The sequence below is a fragment of the Neisseria subflava genome (assembly GCF_003044645.1).
Lineage (GTDB): Bacteria > Pseudomonadota > Gammaproteobacteria > Burkholderiales > Neisseriaceae > Neisseria > Neisseria subflava_B.
In genome coordinates this window covers 238370-253138 of the sequence record NZ_POXL01000001.1, presented here as the reverse complement: position 1 = coordinate 253138, position 14769 = coordinate 238370, and the positions used below count along the sequence as shown (strand labels likewise).

11 protein-coding genes are annotated in these 14769 nt (G+C 48.5%); 4 read left to right on the top strand and 7 right to left on the bottom strand.

Annotated features, from left to right (window positions below; genetic code table 11):
* Positions 1 to 88: 88 nt before the first annotated feature.
* From DBY97_RS01250 to DBY97_RS01240, 3 genes are all read right to left on the bottom strand, one after another.
* Positions 89 to 3847: a beta strand repeat-containing protein gene (locus tag DBY97_RS01250; protein ID WP_107857171.1), complete on the bottom strand. Its 3759-nt coding sequence runs from the start codon at positions 3845 to 3847 to the stop codon at positions 89 to 91.
* A 255-nt stretch (positions 3848 to 4102) separates the two neighbouring features.
* Positions 4103 to 5770: a ShlB/FhaC/HecB family hemolysin secretion/activation protein gene (locus DBY97_RS01245; protein WP_107857170.1), complete on the bottom strand. Its 1668-nt coding sequence runs from the start codon at positions 5768 to 5770 to the stop codon at positions 4103 to 4105.
* A gap of 209 nt (positions 5771 to 5979) precedes the next feature.
* Positions 5980 to 6888 carry a Dyp-type peroxidase gene (locus tag DBY97_RS01240; RefSeq protein ID WP_107723084.1) on the bottom strand — a complete coding sequence of 303 codons (909 nt, stop codon included), beginning with the start codon at positions 6886 to 6888 and terminating at the stop codon, positions 5980 to 5982.
* Between the two features lie 103 nt (positions 6889 to 6991).
* Here DBY97_RS01240 and DBY97_RS01235 point away from each other — a divergent pair, with 103 nt between their 5' ends.
* Positions 6992 to 8080 carry a metallophosphoesterase gene (locus tag DBY97_RS01235; protein ID WP_107723085.1) on the top strand — a complete coding sequence of 363 codons (1089 nt, stop codon included), beginning with the start codon at positions 6992 to 6994 and terminating at the stop codon, positions 8078 to 8080.
* Positions 8081 to 8222: 142 nt separating this feature from the next.
* Positions 8223 to 8813: a LemA family protein gene (locus DBY97_RS01230; protein WP_107857169.1), complete on the top strand. Its 591-nt coding sequence runs from the start codon at positions 8223 to 8225 to the stop codon at positions 8811 to 8813.
* A gap of 108 nt (positions 8814 to 8921) precedes the next feature.
* Here the strand turns inward: DBY97_RS01230 and DBY97_RS01225 are convergent, their stop codons facing one another.
* The 4 genes from DBY97_RS01225 to DBY97_RS01210 are packed head-to-tail and all read right to left on the bottom strand — an operon-like array spanning position 8922 to position 13191.
* Entirely contained in the window at positions 8922 to 10034 is a 1113-nt protein-coding gene (locus DBY97_RS01225; RefSeq protein ID WP_107857168.1) for an SGNH/GDSL hydrolase family protein, read from the bottom strand.
* Positions 10031 to 11059: a peptidoglycan O-acetyltransferase PatB gene (gene patB / locus DBY97_RS01220; RefSeq protein WP_107857167.1), complete on the bottom strand. Its 1029-nt coding sequence runs from the start codon at positions 11057 to 11059 to the stop codon at positions 10031 to 10033. Before patB ends, DBY97_RS01225 begins: the two co-directional genes overlap by 4 nt.
* Before the next feature lie 10 nt (positions 11060 to 11069).
* Positions 11070 to 12506, bottom strand: coding sequence for an MBOAT family O-acyltransferase (locus tag DBY97_RS01215; RefSeq protein ID WP_107857166.1), 1437 nt, complete (start codon positions 12504 to 12506; stop codon positions 11070 to 11072).
* A 46-nt stretch (positions 12507 to 12552) separates the two neighbouring features.
* The gene (locus DBY97_RS01210) at positions 12553 to 13191 is read right to left on the bottom strand and encodes a DedA family protein (RefSeq protein ID WP_070608201.1); all 639 of its coding nucleotides are present in this window, start codon (positions 13189 to 13191) and stop codon (positions 12553 to 12555) included.
* A 230-nt stretch (positions 13192 to 13421) separates the two neighbouring features.
* Here DBY97_RS01210 and hda point away from each other — a divergent pair, with 230 nt between their 5' ends.
* Positions 13422 to 14090, top strand: a complete 669-nt coding sequence (gene hda / locus DBY97_RS01205; RefSeq protein WP_003682428.1) for a DnaA regulatory inactivator Hda — start codon at positions 13422 to 13424, stop codon at positions 14088 to 14090.
* Complete coding sequence (locus tag DBY97_RS01200; protein ID WP_070646826.1) at positions 14087 to 14755, top strand: HAD family hydrolase; 669 nt, start codon at positions 14087 to 14089, stop codon at positions 14753 to 14755. Before hda ends, DBY97_RS01200 begins: the two co-directional genes overlap by 4 nt.
* Positions 14756 to 14769: the final 14 nt, after the last annotated feature.

Below are 14769 nucleotides of genomic sequence, written 5' to 3'. Positions count from 1 at the left end.
TTGCATTGATGATAAAAATGCCGTCTGAAAACTTTCTGTTTTCAGACGGCATGTCTTAATGGCTATTAAATGGCTTCAATAGCGCATCTTAGTAGCGCAAACGGCGTTTGGCGTAGCTTGGTTGGCGAGGACGATAGGTATAACGGTTCGCCGCAGGAGCTTTACTGTCGTCATAGTAGTACGCAACATTATTACCGTTGATGGTCGTATTGTTGACGCTCAAACCGGTTGGAGAGCCGGTAGTAATAACAACATTGTCGCTTTGGATGGTGTTTGCCGTATTGGTTACGTTGGCTTCGTTTTTACCTTTGGCGTTGATGCCGCCGTTTGGTTTGCCTGAAGCGTAGCTACCGTTGACATTGACGGTCAGATTTTTTTCGTTAACGCTGCTGATCGCACCGGAAGTATTGACTTTGTTGCCTTCTACTTCAACGGAGTTGTTGGATACCAGGTTGGTACCGTGCAGGTTGACGTCGCCGTTGTTGGCATTGATTTTAATCTCGTTGCCGGCCGCTACATTCGCGCCTGTGGCGGTAGAAGAAGCGTTATCGGTTTTGTTGACGCCGACAGAGCCATTGACGTGAGGAACGGCAACACCGGTTTCAACATTGATTGTCGCACCAGCGCCGATACCGACATTAACGGTTGTACCTTGGTTGGAGGCAGTATTGGCTGACTCGGTGAAGGTTACGCCGTTGCCTGCGGTAATGTTGACGTTGTTGTTGGCAGTAATGTTGGATGCAATTTCAGCAGAGTCTTTGGCGTTGATGACAACATTGGTCGCATTCATATCGCCTTTGACGGCGGTAGATTCTTTTTTGTTTTCATCAGCGTAGTTGACGTTCAGGTTCGCATTCACATCAACGTTTGAACCGTCTTTGGTGTACGCGCCGACAGTCAAAGAAGCGCCGCCTTGTTTGCTGCTGCTGTTGCTGGTGTTGTGGGCGGCAGTGTTGTGGTATGAACCTGCATCAATGTTGATCGCACCGGTAACATCATATTTTGTACCTTCATCAGACACTTTGTCATTTGCCAAAACGATGGCATTGCCTGCGTTGATGGTGGTTACGGTTGCAGTGGATTCATTGTGGGTCGAAGAATTGCCTTGACCTTGTGCAGTGATTTCACCGCCGATGCCTTTGTTGGTGCTGATGCCGGCAGAAACGACCAAACCGCCGCTATTTTGTTTCACATCGGATTTCGCACCGCTGTGTGCCGCTGCATGGGTAACGTTTTTGGCAGATTCAACCACATTGCCGGTCGCATTAATCACTGTACCTTCTTGATTAATATTGCCGTTTGCAGTGATGGTAGTATTGCCGCCGGTGTTGATGTTGGATACATGGGATGTATTCGTTACGGTAGTTGCATCTGTTTTGGTGCTGGTAATGCCGACAGACACGCCGACGCCTGCAACGTTATTTTTTTCGTATGCAGTAGCAGATACGCCCAAATCAGTTACGCGTCCGGATTCGGTCACAGTGTTGCTGCCTTTGGATGCAACAATATTGACGTCATTGGCTGCGGAAATGTTGACAGATTCTTCGCCGTTGACTTGGCTGCCGCTGACGGTAATGTTTGAGTTGGAAGACAACTGGGTGTTTTTACCGGTCAAAATGCTGCCGTTCAGGCCGACAGAATGGGTGTCGGTGTGGGTATCGGTGAATTTGATACCGGCTTTGGCAGTCACGCTGCCGTTTTCTTTATTGGTTTCGGTGCCAGAGTAGCCTTTGATGGAATACTCGTTGACCTGTTTGTTTTCTACCGCTTTGGCAGCATCAATGGTCAAATCGCCTGCGGAAGACAGTTGCAGTTTTTGTGCCGCAAACAATGCAGAGCCGATCACATTGATGTCTTTGTTGGAAACAACGGTCAGGTCGGCATTGGAAACCAGGGTTGAACCGGTTACTTTTTCAATGCTGCTATTGCTGCTGGTTTTAGAGGTCGTGATATTGAAAATCGTACCTTTACGCGCGCTTTGTGCGGAAGTATCGGTGCTGGTGGCGTTTTTAATATCAACATTGCCTGCTTTGGAGCTGACGAATGTACCGGCTTGGCCTTCAACGGTACTGCCGTAAACGTTGACGCCGTTTTTTGCACCCAAAACTACGTTTGAGTTGGCAGTAATGCTGCTGCTGTGCAGGTTTTCGGTACGGTTGTTTTGAACTTGGCTTTCACCGCCGAACAGACCGCCCCAGTATTTTTTCTGGTCGTCGAGGCTGTTGGTGTTGATGGTGGTTTGAGTACCCAAGTTGATGTTGTTGACATCGGTAACAATATTGCCGTTTGCCGCAATGCTTGCGCCGTAAGTGCTCAAATCGCCTTCGGAAATCAAACCGATATCACCGGCTGCGGAAATTTTGGTTTGATGGGCGGTAGAGTTTTTGGAAGATTTTGTAGCGATACCGGTTTTCAGGGCAGCAGTTTCATTTTTGAAGCTGACATAAGTCGAGCTGCTGTCGGTTTCGCTGTTGCTGCTCAATACGATGCCTTGTTGGGCGGCAATGCGAGCATCAGCAGCCGAGTTCAGTTCGGTCGCGTCCAATTGGACTTTGCCTGTGGTGGCAATATTGACAGAACCGGCATTGATTTTGGTTTGATGCAGGCTTTCGTCAGCAGAAGAGCTCAGGTTGTTGTTGTACCAAAGGCCTTTGCTTTGAGTATGGTCGGATTCTGTACGGTTGGTTGTTTTTACCGCGTTAGAATTGATGTTGCCCGTGGCAGATGCAGTCAGCGCACCGGCATTGATGTTGGCCGCGCTCAGGTTGAGGCTGCCGCTGTTGTTCAAAGTCAATGACTCGGATGCATTGATATTGCTGGCGGTAAAGTTTTCCGTTTTGTTGCGGTCTGAACGGAAGTGTTGAACATTTTTTGCCTCTTTGCCGCTGGAAGATTTGTTGGCGGAATGGCTGGTAACCGTGCCTTTGATGTCGGTATCACGAGCAAATAATTCCATTTGTGCGCTGGTCAGATTGGCTGACTGGATGCTCAGGTTGCCTTTGCTGTCGATATTCAGGTAGCGGGTGCCGGTAATGGCGGCATTTTGAATGTTTTGTTTGGCGCGTTTGTCGGTCGCGTGGATGCGGATGGTACCGGCGCGCATACTGCCGAAGATATGGCCGTCAAGCACCGGCGCATTTGAAGCAGCGTCCAATGCTTCGATTTGTGCGGTTTTGTAGTCGAAGTTGCTTTTACCTGAAGAAATGTTGATGGCGTCGGCGGCATTAACGTTGGCTGATTTGCCGACTACAACTTGCGGCGCGAGCAGGTCAACTACGCGGTTGCCGCTCAAATTGCCGTTTACTTGCAGTTGTTTGCCATTGTCGCTGATATTGAAAGATTTCAATGCGCCGTCTGAAACAGTTGGCGTACCGACAACCAAGGATGCGCGGTTGGCATTCAGGATGCTGCCGCCGTTGTGGGTAATGCCGTTAGGGTTTGCCAAAACATAGTCTGCGGCAATACCGAAGATCTCTTGCTGACCCAAGATCAGGGAAGGGTTTTTGCTGACCACTTCATTCAAGATCACAGATGCGGCCTGACCTTGGAAGTTTTTGTTGGCAGACAGGTTTCCGGCCAGTTGGGATTTACCGGCAGACAGGGCATTATTCAAAACGGCGCCGTGTTGGGAAACGTTGTACTTATTATATTGGTTGTGAGAAAGACCTTGGGCCGTCGGTGCGGCAATGTTGACGATGTCAACATTGTGCTGCTGCTGTACCGAAGTTTGGCCGATGGCTTCGATATTGGCGGCTACCGCTGCATTTCCCAGGAATGCAAAGCACACGGCGACAGTTACTTTGCCGGAAGCTGAGAGCTTAGGCTGATATAAAGTGTCGATTTTCATGGATTTTAATCCTTATTTATCGTGATGGAGATTGAATCAGAAATCCCATATCGAGTATTGGATTTCTGTTGAGGAAATTTTTGAATGTATTAACATTGTTATGAAATTTTTTACAATCATACCACCAGTATGGCCTTGTGTGCACTATTTCAAATGCAAATAAAAACCGCCCATCTCATTGATATTAATGGAAAATTAATAATATTAAGATGGGCGGTTTATATATTGGATAAAAGGATATATATTTACATAACTTTAAAATGGAATGCGTAAAGAAACAGTCACATGATCCTGTTTTTCGCTGTTTGATTGGTTGGGCATGCGCGCAAAACCTTTGCCGTAGTCGGCAGAAAGCTGCCATTTGTCCGCCTTGCCCAAATTCAAACCTGCCACTAAGCCCATGGCGCGTTGCGAACCTTCGTGATGATTTTTGGCAACGCCGATGTCTGCGCCCAGATAAGGTTCGATATAGATGCCGTGGGGCGTATTACGGCGGAAATAAACGGTATTGCTTAACAGGACTGCGCTGCTTGCGCCCAAAGAAGTCGAACGGAAACCGCGTACATTTTGGTAGCCGACGACGTCCATTTCTTTGGCGGCAAACAAATCATGTGGGCTATATTGGGCATCGACTTGGTGATGGTTGCGCACGATCCATTTGCCCAATGGGCGGTTTTGAATCAAATTGCTTTGCAAGGATACAGAGGTATAGCGTTTGTCGAACGGCGTATGTTCGGTATTTTTCGCAAACCCTTGTTCCACGCCGATATTGTTGAGCCAAATGCCGTTTGGCAGGATGGCTGTATGCGACAGGCCGACTTGTGCCGAATAGATTTCAGGGCTTTGCAATTCCAGTTTGCTGTCGGCAAATTTTGCAGTCTGTTTCACATAATCGATGCCGGCATAGGCGGAGGCAATGTGTTTTTGGCTGCGTGAGAATACGCGGTCTGCTTTGATTCCTGCCGCTTTGGATTGGGAGCGGTAGGCGTAGCGCGTTACGCTGGGCGTTAGGATGCTTTGCGATTGCGACGCGGCAGCGTAAGTGCTGAATGTCCATGCGCCATAAGGAACTTGGTAGAACAGGCTGCCGCCGCGACTGTAATGGCTGTCGTGGTTGTTTAGATTGGTGTAGCCGTTTAGATAAAGGGAGTCGCTCAATCCCAACGGGCTGCCGATATTCAGGCTGCTGCGCAGTGTCGTGGTATTGGGTTTGCTGCCTTTATTGTCGATGGTAATGCTGCCGCCCCAATGTTTTTCGGCATCGTTGTTGAGTTGGATGGAGGCGGTGCCGTCATCATGCGGATAAACATCGATGCTGACGTTGTTGCCGGCAACATGGTTTGCCTGTTCGATACCTTGGTCGAGGTATTGGATATTTAGCGGTTTGCCTTGATGATTGGGAAAGAGGGTGTCGACGTTGACCGTACGGGAGCCGCCGGTAATCTCACGGATTTTGCCTTCGATGACTGTCAATTTCAGGACGCGTTCAGTCGTGGTTTCAAATTTGATTTGCGTGTGCGGATAGCCTTGAGCGATATATTCGGCAACGATGTCCCGGTTCAGTTGGTTGATGCTGTTTTGATTGATGCATTTGGGTAACTTGGCTTCAATCTTTTGGGAATCGATGAGGGTAATACCGGAAAGCTCGATACCGGTGTAATCCAAGCATTCGGTATTGTTTTCAGACGGCACCTCTTGTGCAACCGCATCGTTATCTTGTTTTTTTTGTAAATCCCATGCCGACTGCTCGCGTTTTTGGATTTCGACCGAATGAATTTGATCGAGATTGTCGCGGAAGTCTTTGTCGAATTGGTTGGGTACGTTTTTATCGATTTGATCAAGCGGATTCGGCGTATTGGCCGCATAGGCGTTCAGCGCGGAGAGAATCAATACGGGTAGGGGAAGAAGGCGGGATTTATACATGGTGTCGTAATTTTATAGGGATAATAATTGGGTTTATTTTATCGAAAATAGCTGCTTGGGGCGTATCAGTTTTTATTGTTGTCTGTAATCAGGGTTTATTAAGCAACGATGGGATAAATTTCTATGATGATACCATAAAATATTAAGGGAATTTAAATAACGAAACCTGCCTTTGAGAAGGCAGGTTTTTTCAGACGGCCTGTGAGCCGTTAAAGATTTTGCAAACGCTCGACAGAAGGCGCGTAGTAGTAAGCACCTGATACGGCTTTAGACAAATATTTCAGCAGTAAGTCGGTTTTGCCGTCAGATTCGCCGAACATATTGAGCAGTTGAACTTCAATATTGTGCAACGTGTTGCAATAGGAAGTGAACATCAAACCGTGTTCGCCGCTGATTTTGCCGAATGGCAAGCTACGGCGGACGATTTTCAAGCCAACGCCGTTTTCTTTGACATTGACGCGGCCGAGATGGGAGTCGGGCAGGCGTACATCTTCGCTGAATTCATCATTGGTTTCTTTGCTGCGGCCCACGCTGGCTTCTTGTTCGGCAGTAGGAACGGCATCCCATTTTTTCAAATCGTGCAGGTATTTTTGCAGCAAAACATAGCTGCCGCCGGCATCGGGCTTGCCTTCGGGAATAATGGCGACATTGCGCACATTGTCATCGCCCTGCGGATTTTCCGTACCATCGATAAAACCGTCAAAGCCGCGGTCTTCATACAGGCGCAGGCCGTGTTCTTCAGTGGATACGCGGATGCTGTCGCCGAATGCGCCTAAAACAGATTGAGCCAAGGCATAGGCGGCTTTTTGCTCGGTGGCTTGAATGTGGATATAGAGGTCGTGTTGGGTGGAAGGGGCGAGGCCGTTGCCCAATTCAGGGAAAGGTTTGATTTCTCTGCCTTCGTCAGTATGGCCGAACGATTGCCATGCGCGGCTGCCAAAAGCAATGGTCAAACCCAAAATATCATTCGGAAAACGAGTTTTCAGTTTGGCCAAGGATTCCAAAGAAAGACGGCAGGCAGATTTGATGTCTTCGTTGCGGCCGTCTGAAATGTCTGCTTCGATAAAAATACCGGCTTGTGCGTGATCAGGAATAATAGCTGATTGAGGTTGGCTCATGATGATTCCTTTCAAAATATTATGGGTTTTTACGCGGGAGATTATACACTGAAAGTTTCAGACGGCCTAAAATCTGCCTTTTGATTTTTTAGGGCGGAAAGGCATGTTTGGCAAGATGTTTTTTGTGAGCGTCATTCTGTTGCAAGTGTTTACATTCGGGCTTGGGCGTTCGCTGCAATGGCTGTTTGCGCCTTGGATTGGCAAAGTCGGCAGGCGTTGGCTGATGGGTATTTCCTATTTCATTACAAACGGCTTGTTGGTCGGCTTACTGCTGGAATTGGGGCATATGATGTTCCGCGTGGTGGCGTTTTGGATGGTGATCTTGCTGTTTGTGATGTATGCCGCGCTGGCGACATTTATCCTGTATCTTTTGCTGCGCCGTTTTATGGCACGCCAACCGCTTTCTCGAAGCCTGAGGCTGTTTGCGCCTTTGTTTGTGGCCGGTTTGCTCGGTTTTGGGATGTATAACGCCTATACGCCCGTTGTCCGCCATCAGACCGTATTCATCAATAAGAAAATGGATAAGCCGCTACGTATCGGCGTGGCCAGCGATTTGCACTTGGGGATTTTGTTTGGCGCGCGTCAATTAGACAAGCTGACGGACATTATGAAGCAGGAACAAGTCGATATGGTGTTGCTGCCGGGCGATTTGATGGACGATACCGTCGATGCGTACCTGAAAGAAAACATGAAACCGCATTTGCAGAAGCTGACTGCGCCGATGGGCGTTTACGCCACTTTGGGCAATCATGACTGGTTCCGCGATCAGAAGCGCATCAAACATGAATTGGAAGCGGCAGGTTTGACGGTTTTGGCCAATCAGGTTTTGGAAGTGAATGGTGTGTTGCTGGTAGGGCGGAGCGATGATTTGGATCGCAAGCGTCCTAGTGCGGAGCAGCTTTTGGAAGGTCAAAATACCCAATTACCGGTTTTATTGATGGATCACCGTCCTACTTCAATCGAAACCCATGCCCGGCTGCCGATAGATGTGCAGGTTTCCGGCCATGTCCACAACGGCCAAGTTGCACCCGCCAACCTTATCGTCCGTACGCTTTATCGTCTCGCTTATGGTTATGAAGCAATCGGCAACGGCCATTTCTTCACCACTTCAGGCTACGGCTTCTGGGGCATTCCCCTTCGTTTGGGTTCGCAATCAGAAGTGTGGGTTATTGACATCAAGTCAAAGCATTGAAATAGAAATATAAACTTCAGGCCGTCTGAATTTCAGACGGCCTTTTTTATGAAAATTGGGAAAAAATATTAAAATTGGATTATAATCGATGTTAATAAAATCAGCCACCGATATGAGTGGCATCATAACTAGGGAACTCACTATGGGCATTATTAGTCTTGCACTTATCTTTGTATCAATCGCCGCCGTCTTATTGTATTTCAAACAACAGTTGAAAGACCGCAAAAAAGACTGTCGCGAATCTTTTGTCTCTTTGCGTATTGCGCTCGACTGCCGACATCAGGCCGTCCGTCATGTATTGGATGCATACAGCAAACACCTGCAAGAGCAGGGCATTGCATCGGATCAACACGTTCAGCAGATGTGTGCCGAAGTCGAAACCGCATTGGCGCAAACTGCCAAAACATTTTCCGAATCCAAAATCAAACATCTGTGTGAAGCCGAAACAGCATTGAATCATGCGCTGAAAAAATTGCAAACTGCCGTCAACGGCCTTTTGAAACAGTATCCTGATGAGCAATTGGCCGGTTTGATAGAAATGCTGGATGCTGCAGAAGCTGAAGTCGCATCGGCACGCCGTACTTACAACCGCAGAGCCGGAAGTTACAACCATCATTTAAACAAGCTGCCCAACCGCCTTGTCGCCAAGCCATTAGGTTTTGATAAGCAGGTAAGATTGGTTCATTTTACGGAAAACCAAACGCAACGAATGAGCAGCAATTTGTTGGCTTAAAAATTAGGTAGTTTGCTGAATAAGCGATAAACAAAAGGCCGTCTGAAATATCAATTTCAGACGGCCTTTTGTGTGCTGTTAATGAAAAATACTTAGGCTTTTGCCAATTTATTGGGCAAAGCGGATCAGGCTGTCGGCAAGCTTATCAGCTGCAGTTTCGTAACCTTGTGCAGAGAAGTGAACGCCGTCTTTGGCTGCCAAGCCTTGAGCCATCCAACTTTTCATGCTGCATGCCCCGCCCATCGCATCCTGCCAAGACCAGAACATGATTTTTTCGTCACGGGCAACACGTTGTTGCATTTGTTGTACTTCGCTTAGTAAGACAGGGCGGTTGCCGCAGCTTCCGTAGGCGGTTTTCAAAGATTCCGGAGCACCGAGGATCAGGATACCTGCGTTGGGCAGGGTGTTTTTGATTTGACGGATGTAATTGCGCCATGTCCGCTCGGTAGAGGAAATATCGAGGTTGCCGGAAAAGGCTTCATTGGTACCGTAGGCAAGGATGATTAAATCGGCTTTGGTTTGTGCCAAATCTTCCCACATACCCGGCCGCCATTTTGACCATTGGGACAACTGTGCGCCGTTGATGCCCATGGCGGAAACGGTTACGCCGCGTCCGGGGCGTTCGATATTAATGAAACCGATTTGCCAAGGCATGCTGCTGCTGAGGGTCATCGGCAGGGAAGCATTGGTACGTATCAGTTGCCAACCGTTTTGTGTGGCAGGGATTTCGCGGCCGTTGACGGTCAGGGTTTGCTCGGACCAAACCGGTTTGCCGAAAATGGAGATCTGTTGCATATCCATGCTGCCGTCGGCTGCGCTTAAGGTAACGCTGCCGCCATCGGCGCGTGCTTCAATACCGCCGAAAGAAAAATCGCTGTGTGATTTGCGGCTGCTGATGGTGTTCCAACCGCTGCCGTTGTAACGGATGGTTGCCATACGCTGGCCCTTAACGGTGTTGGGATAAACCCAACCGATGCCGCCGTTGCCCCATTGTTGTTGCAAACGGCGACGCAGGCGGTCGGTGAAATAGTCGCCGGCAGTATGGGAGTCACCGACTTGGATAATGCGGAATTTGCCGTCTGAAGTATGGTTGAGCTGTTGCAGTTTGTTCAGCCAGGCAGGGCGGTTGGAGCCGTAGTTGCTTAACAGGCCGTCATTGGTTGCGCAGGCGGTAATAGGGAGTGCGAGAAGCGTGAGGAGTAAGGTTTTATTAAATTTCATGGTTGTGTATCGTGTGTAAAATTAATTTTTTCCATAATTTTTCCGGCCAATAGTTTTTGGCCTTCTGCGGAAAAGTGAATGCCGTCCTTGCTGCGGTAACGGATGATTTTTCCATCTACTTTGACAGAGTCGGCATACTCTTCTGCGCCATTGCTCAACAGTTTGTCGGTCGGCAGCCAGATGGCTTGAGGCGATACTGTACCCGACAGGATTTTGTCGAGGTAGCGCATCTGTTCATTGAGCTTGGCTTTTTTCATGTAAGGAATGCCCAGCCAGATGACTTGGACATCATGTGTGGAGGCTGCATTAAGAATACGGCGGACGCGGTTGAGATATTCCGCTTCCCATTCGGGGGAGGCGAACTTCAGGTATTTTTTACCCATCGGGAAATCCCAAGGGTCGTTAGGGCCTAAGAATACAACCAAAACGCGGATGTCAGGTTCTTTTTGCAAAGTTTGTTCGATGGTTTTCGGCCAGTCGAAGAAATTGGGGTAGGATAAACCGGTGCTTTGTTTGCTGAGGTTGACCGATTGTACGCCATATTCTTGCTTGAGGTGTTTTTGTACGAAAGGTGCAACGCCCTGCATCAGCGAGTCGCCGGCAAAGAAAACTTTGTTGCCTTTTTTCAATACAACCTGCGTTGCCAACTGATCATCCTGATTGCTTGGCTCGCTGGCTGTGGTATCCGTATTGTTAGCCGCATCAGAAGCGGTAGGCTCTTTTTGATTGTCCGATGTTTCAATGTTCTCCGTATTTTCAGACGGCTTTGCTGTTTCAATGCCAGAGTCTTCCGAAGCCAAAGTGTCTTCTGCTTCCAGCGAAGCTTTCAGGCCGTCTGAAAATTCGTAGGCTTTTTGTTGCCAATCCGCACCGATACGCCACCAAGCGTATTCGGATAAAGGCTCAAGCGGACTGTTTTCATGATAGGTTTGCTGCCAATAGGCATTGATGGAGTTTTGGGCAAACCACGTCAGCGCAACCGCACTGAGCAGAATAGAAACAAACAGGGAGATAAAGCGTTTCATGTTCTGCTCCTTAGAAGTTGGCGTAAATAAAGCCGGGAATGCCGGACGGGGCGAAGACGATAATCAGGGCGAGGATAAGCGTGATGGGGATAAACCACAGCCATGCAGGCAGTTTGTCCAAGCCTTTTACTGATGCTTCAAATAAGCGAAGCAAATACGGGTACAGCAAAAGCATCAGTGCAAATGTACCCAGCAACATGAGGTCGGTCGGCAGAGGCGCGTTCCAACCTTTGTCATTGGCAAATAATGCGCTAAACAGCATTTCCGTATCGGCAAGCGTTGCGCTGTTGAACACGACAAAAGCGAAACAAACGAAATGGAAGGTAAACAGCCAGGCAAGCGGTTTGCCGATTTTCAGACGGCCTAAAGCATTGCGGCCGACGATTTTATCGCCGCAGTTAAGGAAGACCAAAGCCGCACCGTGCAGCGCGCCCCAAATCAAAAAGCTCCAGCCGTAGCCATGCCAAATGCCGGAAAGCAACATGGCAGTCATCAGATTGAGCTGGGTGCGTCCGAAGCCTTTCTTGCTGCCACCCAAAGGGATATAGATATAGTCGCGAATCCAAGTGGAAAGGCTGATGTGCCATCTATCCCAGAAGTCACGGATGTTGATGGCGCGAAGCGGCGCGGCAAAGTTTTTCGGCAGCTGGAAGCCGAGCAGCATGGCCAAGCCGATGACCAAATCCGAGTAGCCGGAAAAGTCGAAAAAGAGTTGGAAGGTGTAGCCATAAATCGCAGACAACACGCCCCAGCCGTCGAACTGGGCCGGATTTTCAAAAACAGGCGATACCCAGCCTTCTGCCAATACGCCGGCAAGCCACCATTTTTTGGCAATGCCCAATACAATCAGGCCAACTGCCAAAGCCGGATAAATCAGTTGGCGTGCCTGTTTGGTACGGATTTGCGCCAATGCGCCTGCTTGTTCGCCGTCTATGCTTTTAAAAGCGGCCGCACGGATAATCGGGCCAGATGTGATGGTGGGGAAGAAGCTCAGATGCAGTAGGAGCTCGTGCCATTCAAAACGGTCTCCCTTAGGCTCGCGGTAGCAATACACCAAGTAAGCCAGCGATTGGAAAGTGTAATAAGACAAGCCCAGAGGCAAAAGGATGTCGATGACGGCGCTTTGCCCTGTATATTGCTGAATAATCGGGCGGAAAAAGTCGAAATATTTGAAGAAACACAAAACAGTCAATGCCGCCGAAATACCGCAACCCAGCCAAAATTTGCGGATATTCTCGTTTTCAGAAAACATCAGCACGCTGACCAGGTAAACCACAGATGAGTAAACCAAAATCAGAGCGGCAAAGATAGGGTCGATACGGTAAAGCCAGCCCAGCCCGGCAACCAAAAGTAAAACGTTTTGAACTTGCGGCAAACGTGCAAATGCCCAGTACACTGGCAAAAATACGATAAAGAATACCGCAAACTCAATAGACAGCAACGGCATGACAATTCCTTGATGTGTTTAAACTTTCAAACTTTTCGATTGATTGTTATTTTTTGGCGTTAAGTTTGGCACGGATGACTTCGACTACCGCAGGTAAAATCGAAATCACGATGATTGCCGCCATGACTAAGCCCAGATTGTTTTTGACGACGGGGATATTGGCGAAGAAGTAGCCTGCATAGGAAAACGACAATACCCACAACACCGCGCCGATAATGTTGTAACGGATAAACGTCGCGTAGTGCATATCGCCCATGCCGGCGACAAATGGCGCAAACGTCCGCACAATCGGCACAAAGCGCGCAATGATGATGGTTTTGCCGCCGTGTTTTTCATAGAACGCATGGGTTTTTTCCAAATACGAACGGCGGAAAATTTTGGAATCAGGATTGGCAAACAGTTTTTGTCCAAAATACTTGCCGATCATAAAATTGGCCGCATCGCCTAAAATGGCGGCTACTAAGAGCAGCAATACCATGACGTGGATATTCATGCCGCCGATGGCCGCAATACCGCCGGCGGCAAACAGCAGTGAGTCGCCGGGCAAAAATGGCGTTACGACCAAACCGGTTTCGCAGAAAATCACAACAAACAAAATCGCGTAAATCCACGGGCCGTATTGGGCGGAGAGGTGGACAAGGTGTTGGTCGATATGGAGGATGAAATCAATAAGGGTAGAAATCACTAGGGTTCCCCAAATAAAAAGGCCGTCTGAAAAAGAACAGACAAATGTTTCGGCGAGAAGTTCGACATTGTAAAACCAAAGCGGAATAAAACCAATGCCGTAAGCACGTCAAGATATGTTTAGAAGTGCAGATATGTTGCAGGTATAGGCTTCAGACGGCCTTTATCCTTGATGGTGGACGGCAAAACAACGTAAAATAAAGCCGATTTCAACCTAACCGGTGCGCCTTTGTGAACCAGCTCATCTTCGATTTTGCCAGCCATGATTATCCCGGCTTCGACAAATTTCTGGGAACAGAAAATGCCGAGCTGGTGTATGTGTTGCAGCACAAACATGGGCAGTTTATCTATGTGTGGGGCGAAGAGGGCGCAGGCAAAAGCCATCTCTTGCAGGCATGGGTCGCACAGGCGCTCGATGCCGGACGAAATGCTCTCTATATTGATGCCGCCGCCACGCCGCTGACAGAAGCCGCGTTGGATGCAGAATATCTCGCCATTGACCAAATCGAAAAGCTCAATAATGAAGAACAGGCTTTACTATTTGCCATCTTCAACCGCTTCCGCAACAGCGGCAAAGGCTTTTTGCTTTTGAGTTCCGAATATACGCCGCAACAACTCGTTATCCGCGAAGACCTGCGCACACGCATGGCGTATTGCTTGGTTTACGAAGTCAAACCGTTGACCGACCGGGAAAAAATCGATGCGCTCGTCAGCATGGCCGCCGCCCGTCAGGTAACCATCGATCCGGAAATCTTCGAATACCTGCTGAACCATTGGCGGCGCGATATGGACAGCCTGATGCAAATGCTCGATACCCTCGACAACTACGCCGTTATGATGGGCAAGCGCATTACTTTGCCACTTTTGCGCCAGCTTCTAAAACAACAGGAAACCCAATGAAAAACCTTGCCATTTTCGACCTCGATAATACCTTGATCAATACCGATTCGGATCACTCTTGGCCGCAATACCTGATTAAAAAAGGCATAGTCGATGCGGCTGAAACCGAGGCGCAAAATGAAAAGTTCTACCAAGACTATCAAAACGGTTGTCTTGATATCGATGCCTTCCTCAAATTCCATCTCGCGCCTTTAGCCCGTTTCAGCAAGGAAGAATTGGCTGAGTTTCATCGCGAGTTTATGGCCGAATATATTGTTCCACACATTTCTCCGATGCAGCGTATGTTGGTGCAAAGCCATCAAATGGCGGGCGATGAAATGTTGGTTATTTCTTCGACCAACGAATTTATCATTACCCCTATCTGCCATCTTTTCGGTATTCACAACGTCATCGGCACACAGCTTGAAACCGGCGAAGACGGCCGATATACCGGCAACTATGTCGGTACGCCCAGCCTGAAAGAAGGCAAAATTACCCGATTGAACCAATGGCTTGCCGAGCGTGGCGAGACATTTGAAAGCTACGGCAAGGTTTATTTTTACAGTGACTCCAAAAACGACTTGCCGCTGCTGCGTATCGTGGATGAACCTGTCGCCGTCAATCCGGATGCCGAGCTGGAAAAAGAAGCCAAAGCAAAAGGTTGGCCGATTTTGAATTTCAAATAACGACGAATCAGGCA

What these genes read in the sequence shown, in the direction of transcription:
- DBY97_RS01235 (WP_107723085.1), top strand. Translation starts at nt 6,992, where the DNA reads ATGTTTGGCAAGATGTTTTTTGTGAGCGTCATTCTGTTGCAAGTGTTT.
- DBY97_RS01240 (WP_107723084.1), bottom strand. Translation starts at nt 6,888, where the DNA reads ATGAGCCAACCTCAATCAGCTATTATTCCTGATCACGCACAAGCCGGT.
- DBY97_RS01225 (WP_107857168.1), bottom strand. Translation starts at nt 10,034, where the DNA reads ATGAAATTTAATAAAACCTTACTCCTCACGCTTCTCGCACTCCCTATT.
- DBY97_RS01230 (WP_107857169.1), top strand. Translation starts at nt 8,223, where the DNA reads ATGGGCATTATTAGTCTTGCACTTATCTTTGTATCAATCGCCGCCGTC.
- DBY97_RS01200 (WP_070646826.1), top strand. Translation starts at nt 14,087, where the DNA reads ATGAAAAACCTTGCCATTTTCGACCTCGATAATACCTTGATCAATACC.
- DBY97_RS01250 (WP_107857171.1), bottom strand. Translation starts at nt 3,847, where the DNA reads ATGAAAATCGACACTTTATATCAGCCTAAGCTCTCAGCTTCCGGCAAA.
- DBY97_RS01215 (WP_107857166.1), bottom strand. Translation starts at nt 12,506, where the DNA reads ATGCCGTTGCTGTCTATTGAGTTTGCGGTATTCTTTATCGTATTTTTG.
- DBY97_RS01245 (WP_107857170.1), bottom strand. Translation starts at nt 5,770, where the DNA reads ATGTATAAATCCCGCCTTCTTCCCCTACCCGTATTGATTCTCTCCGCG.
- patB (WP_107857167.1), bottom strand. Translation starts at nt 11,059, where the DNA reads ATGAAACGCTTTATCTCCCTGTTTGTTTCTATTCTGCTCAGTGCGGTT.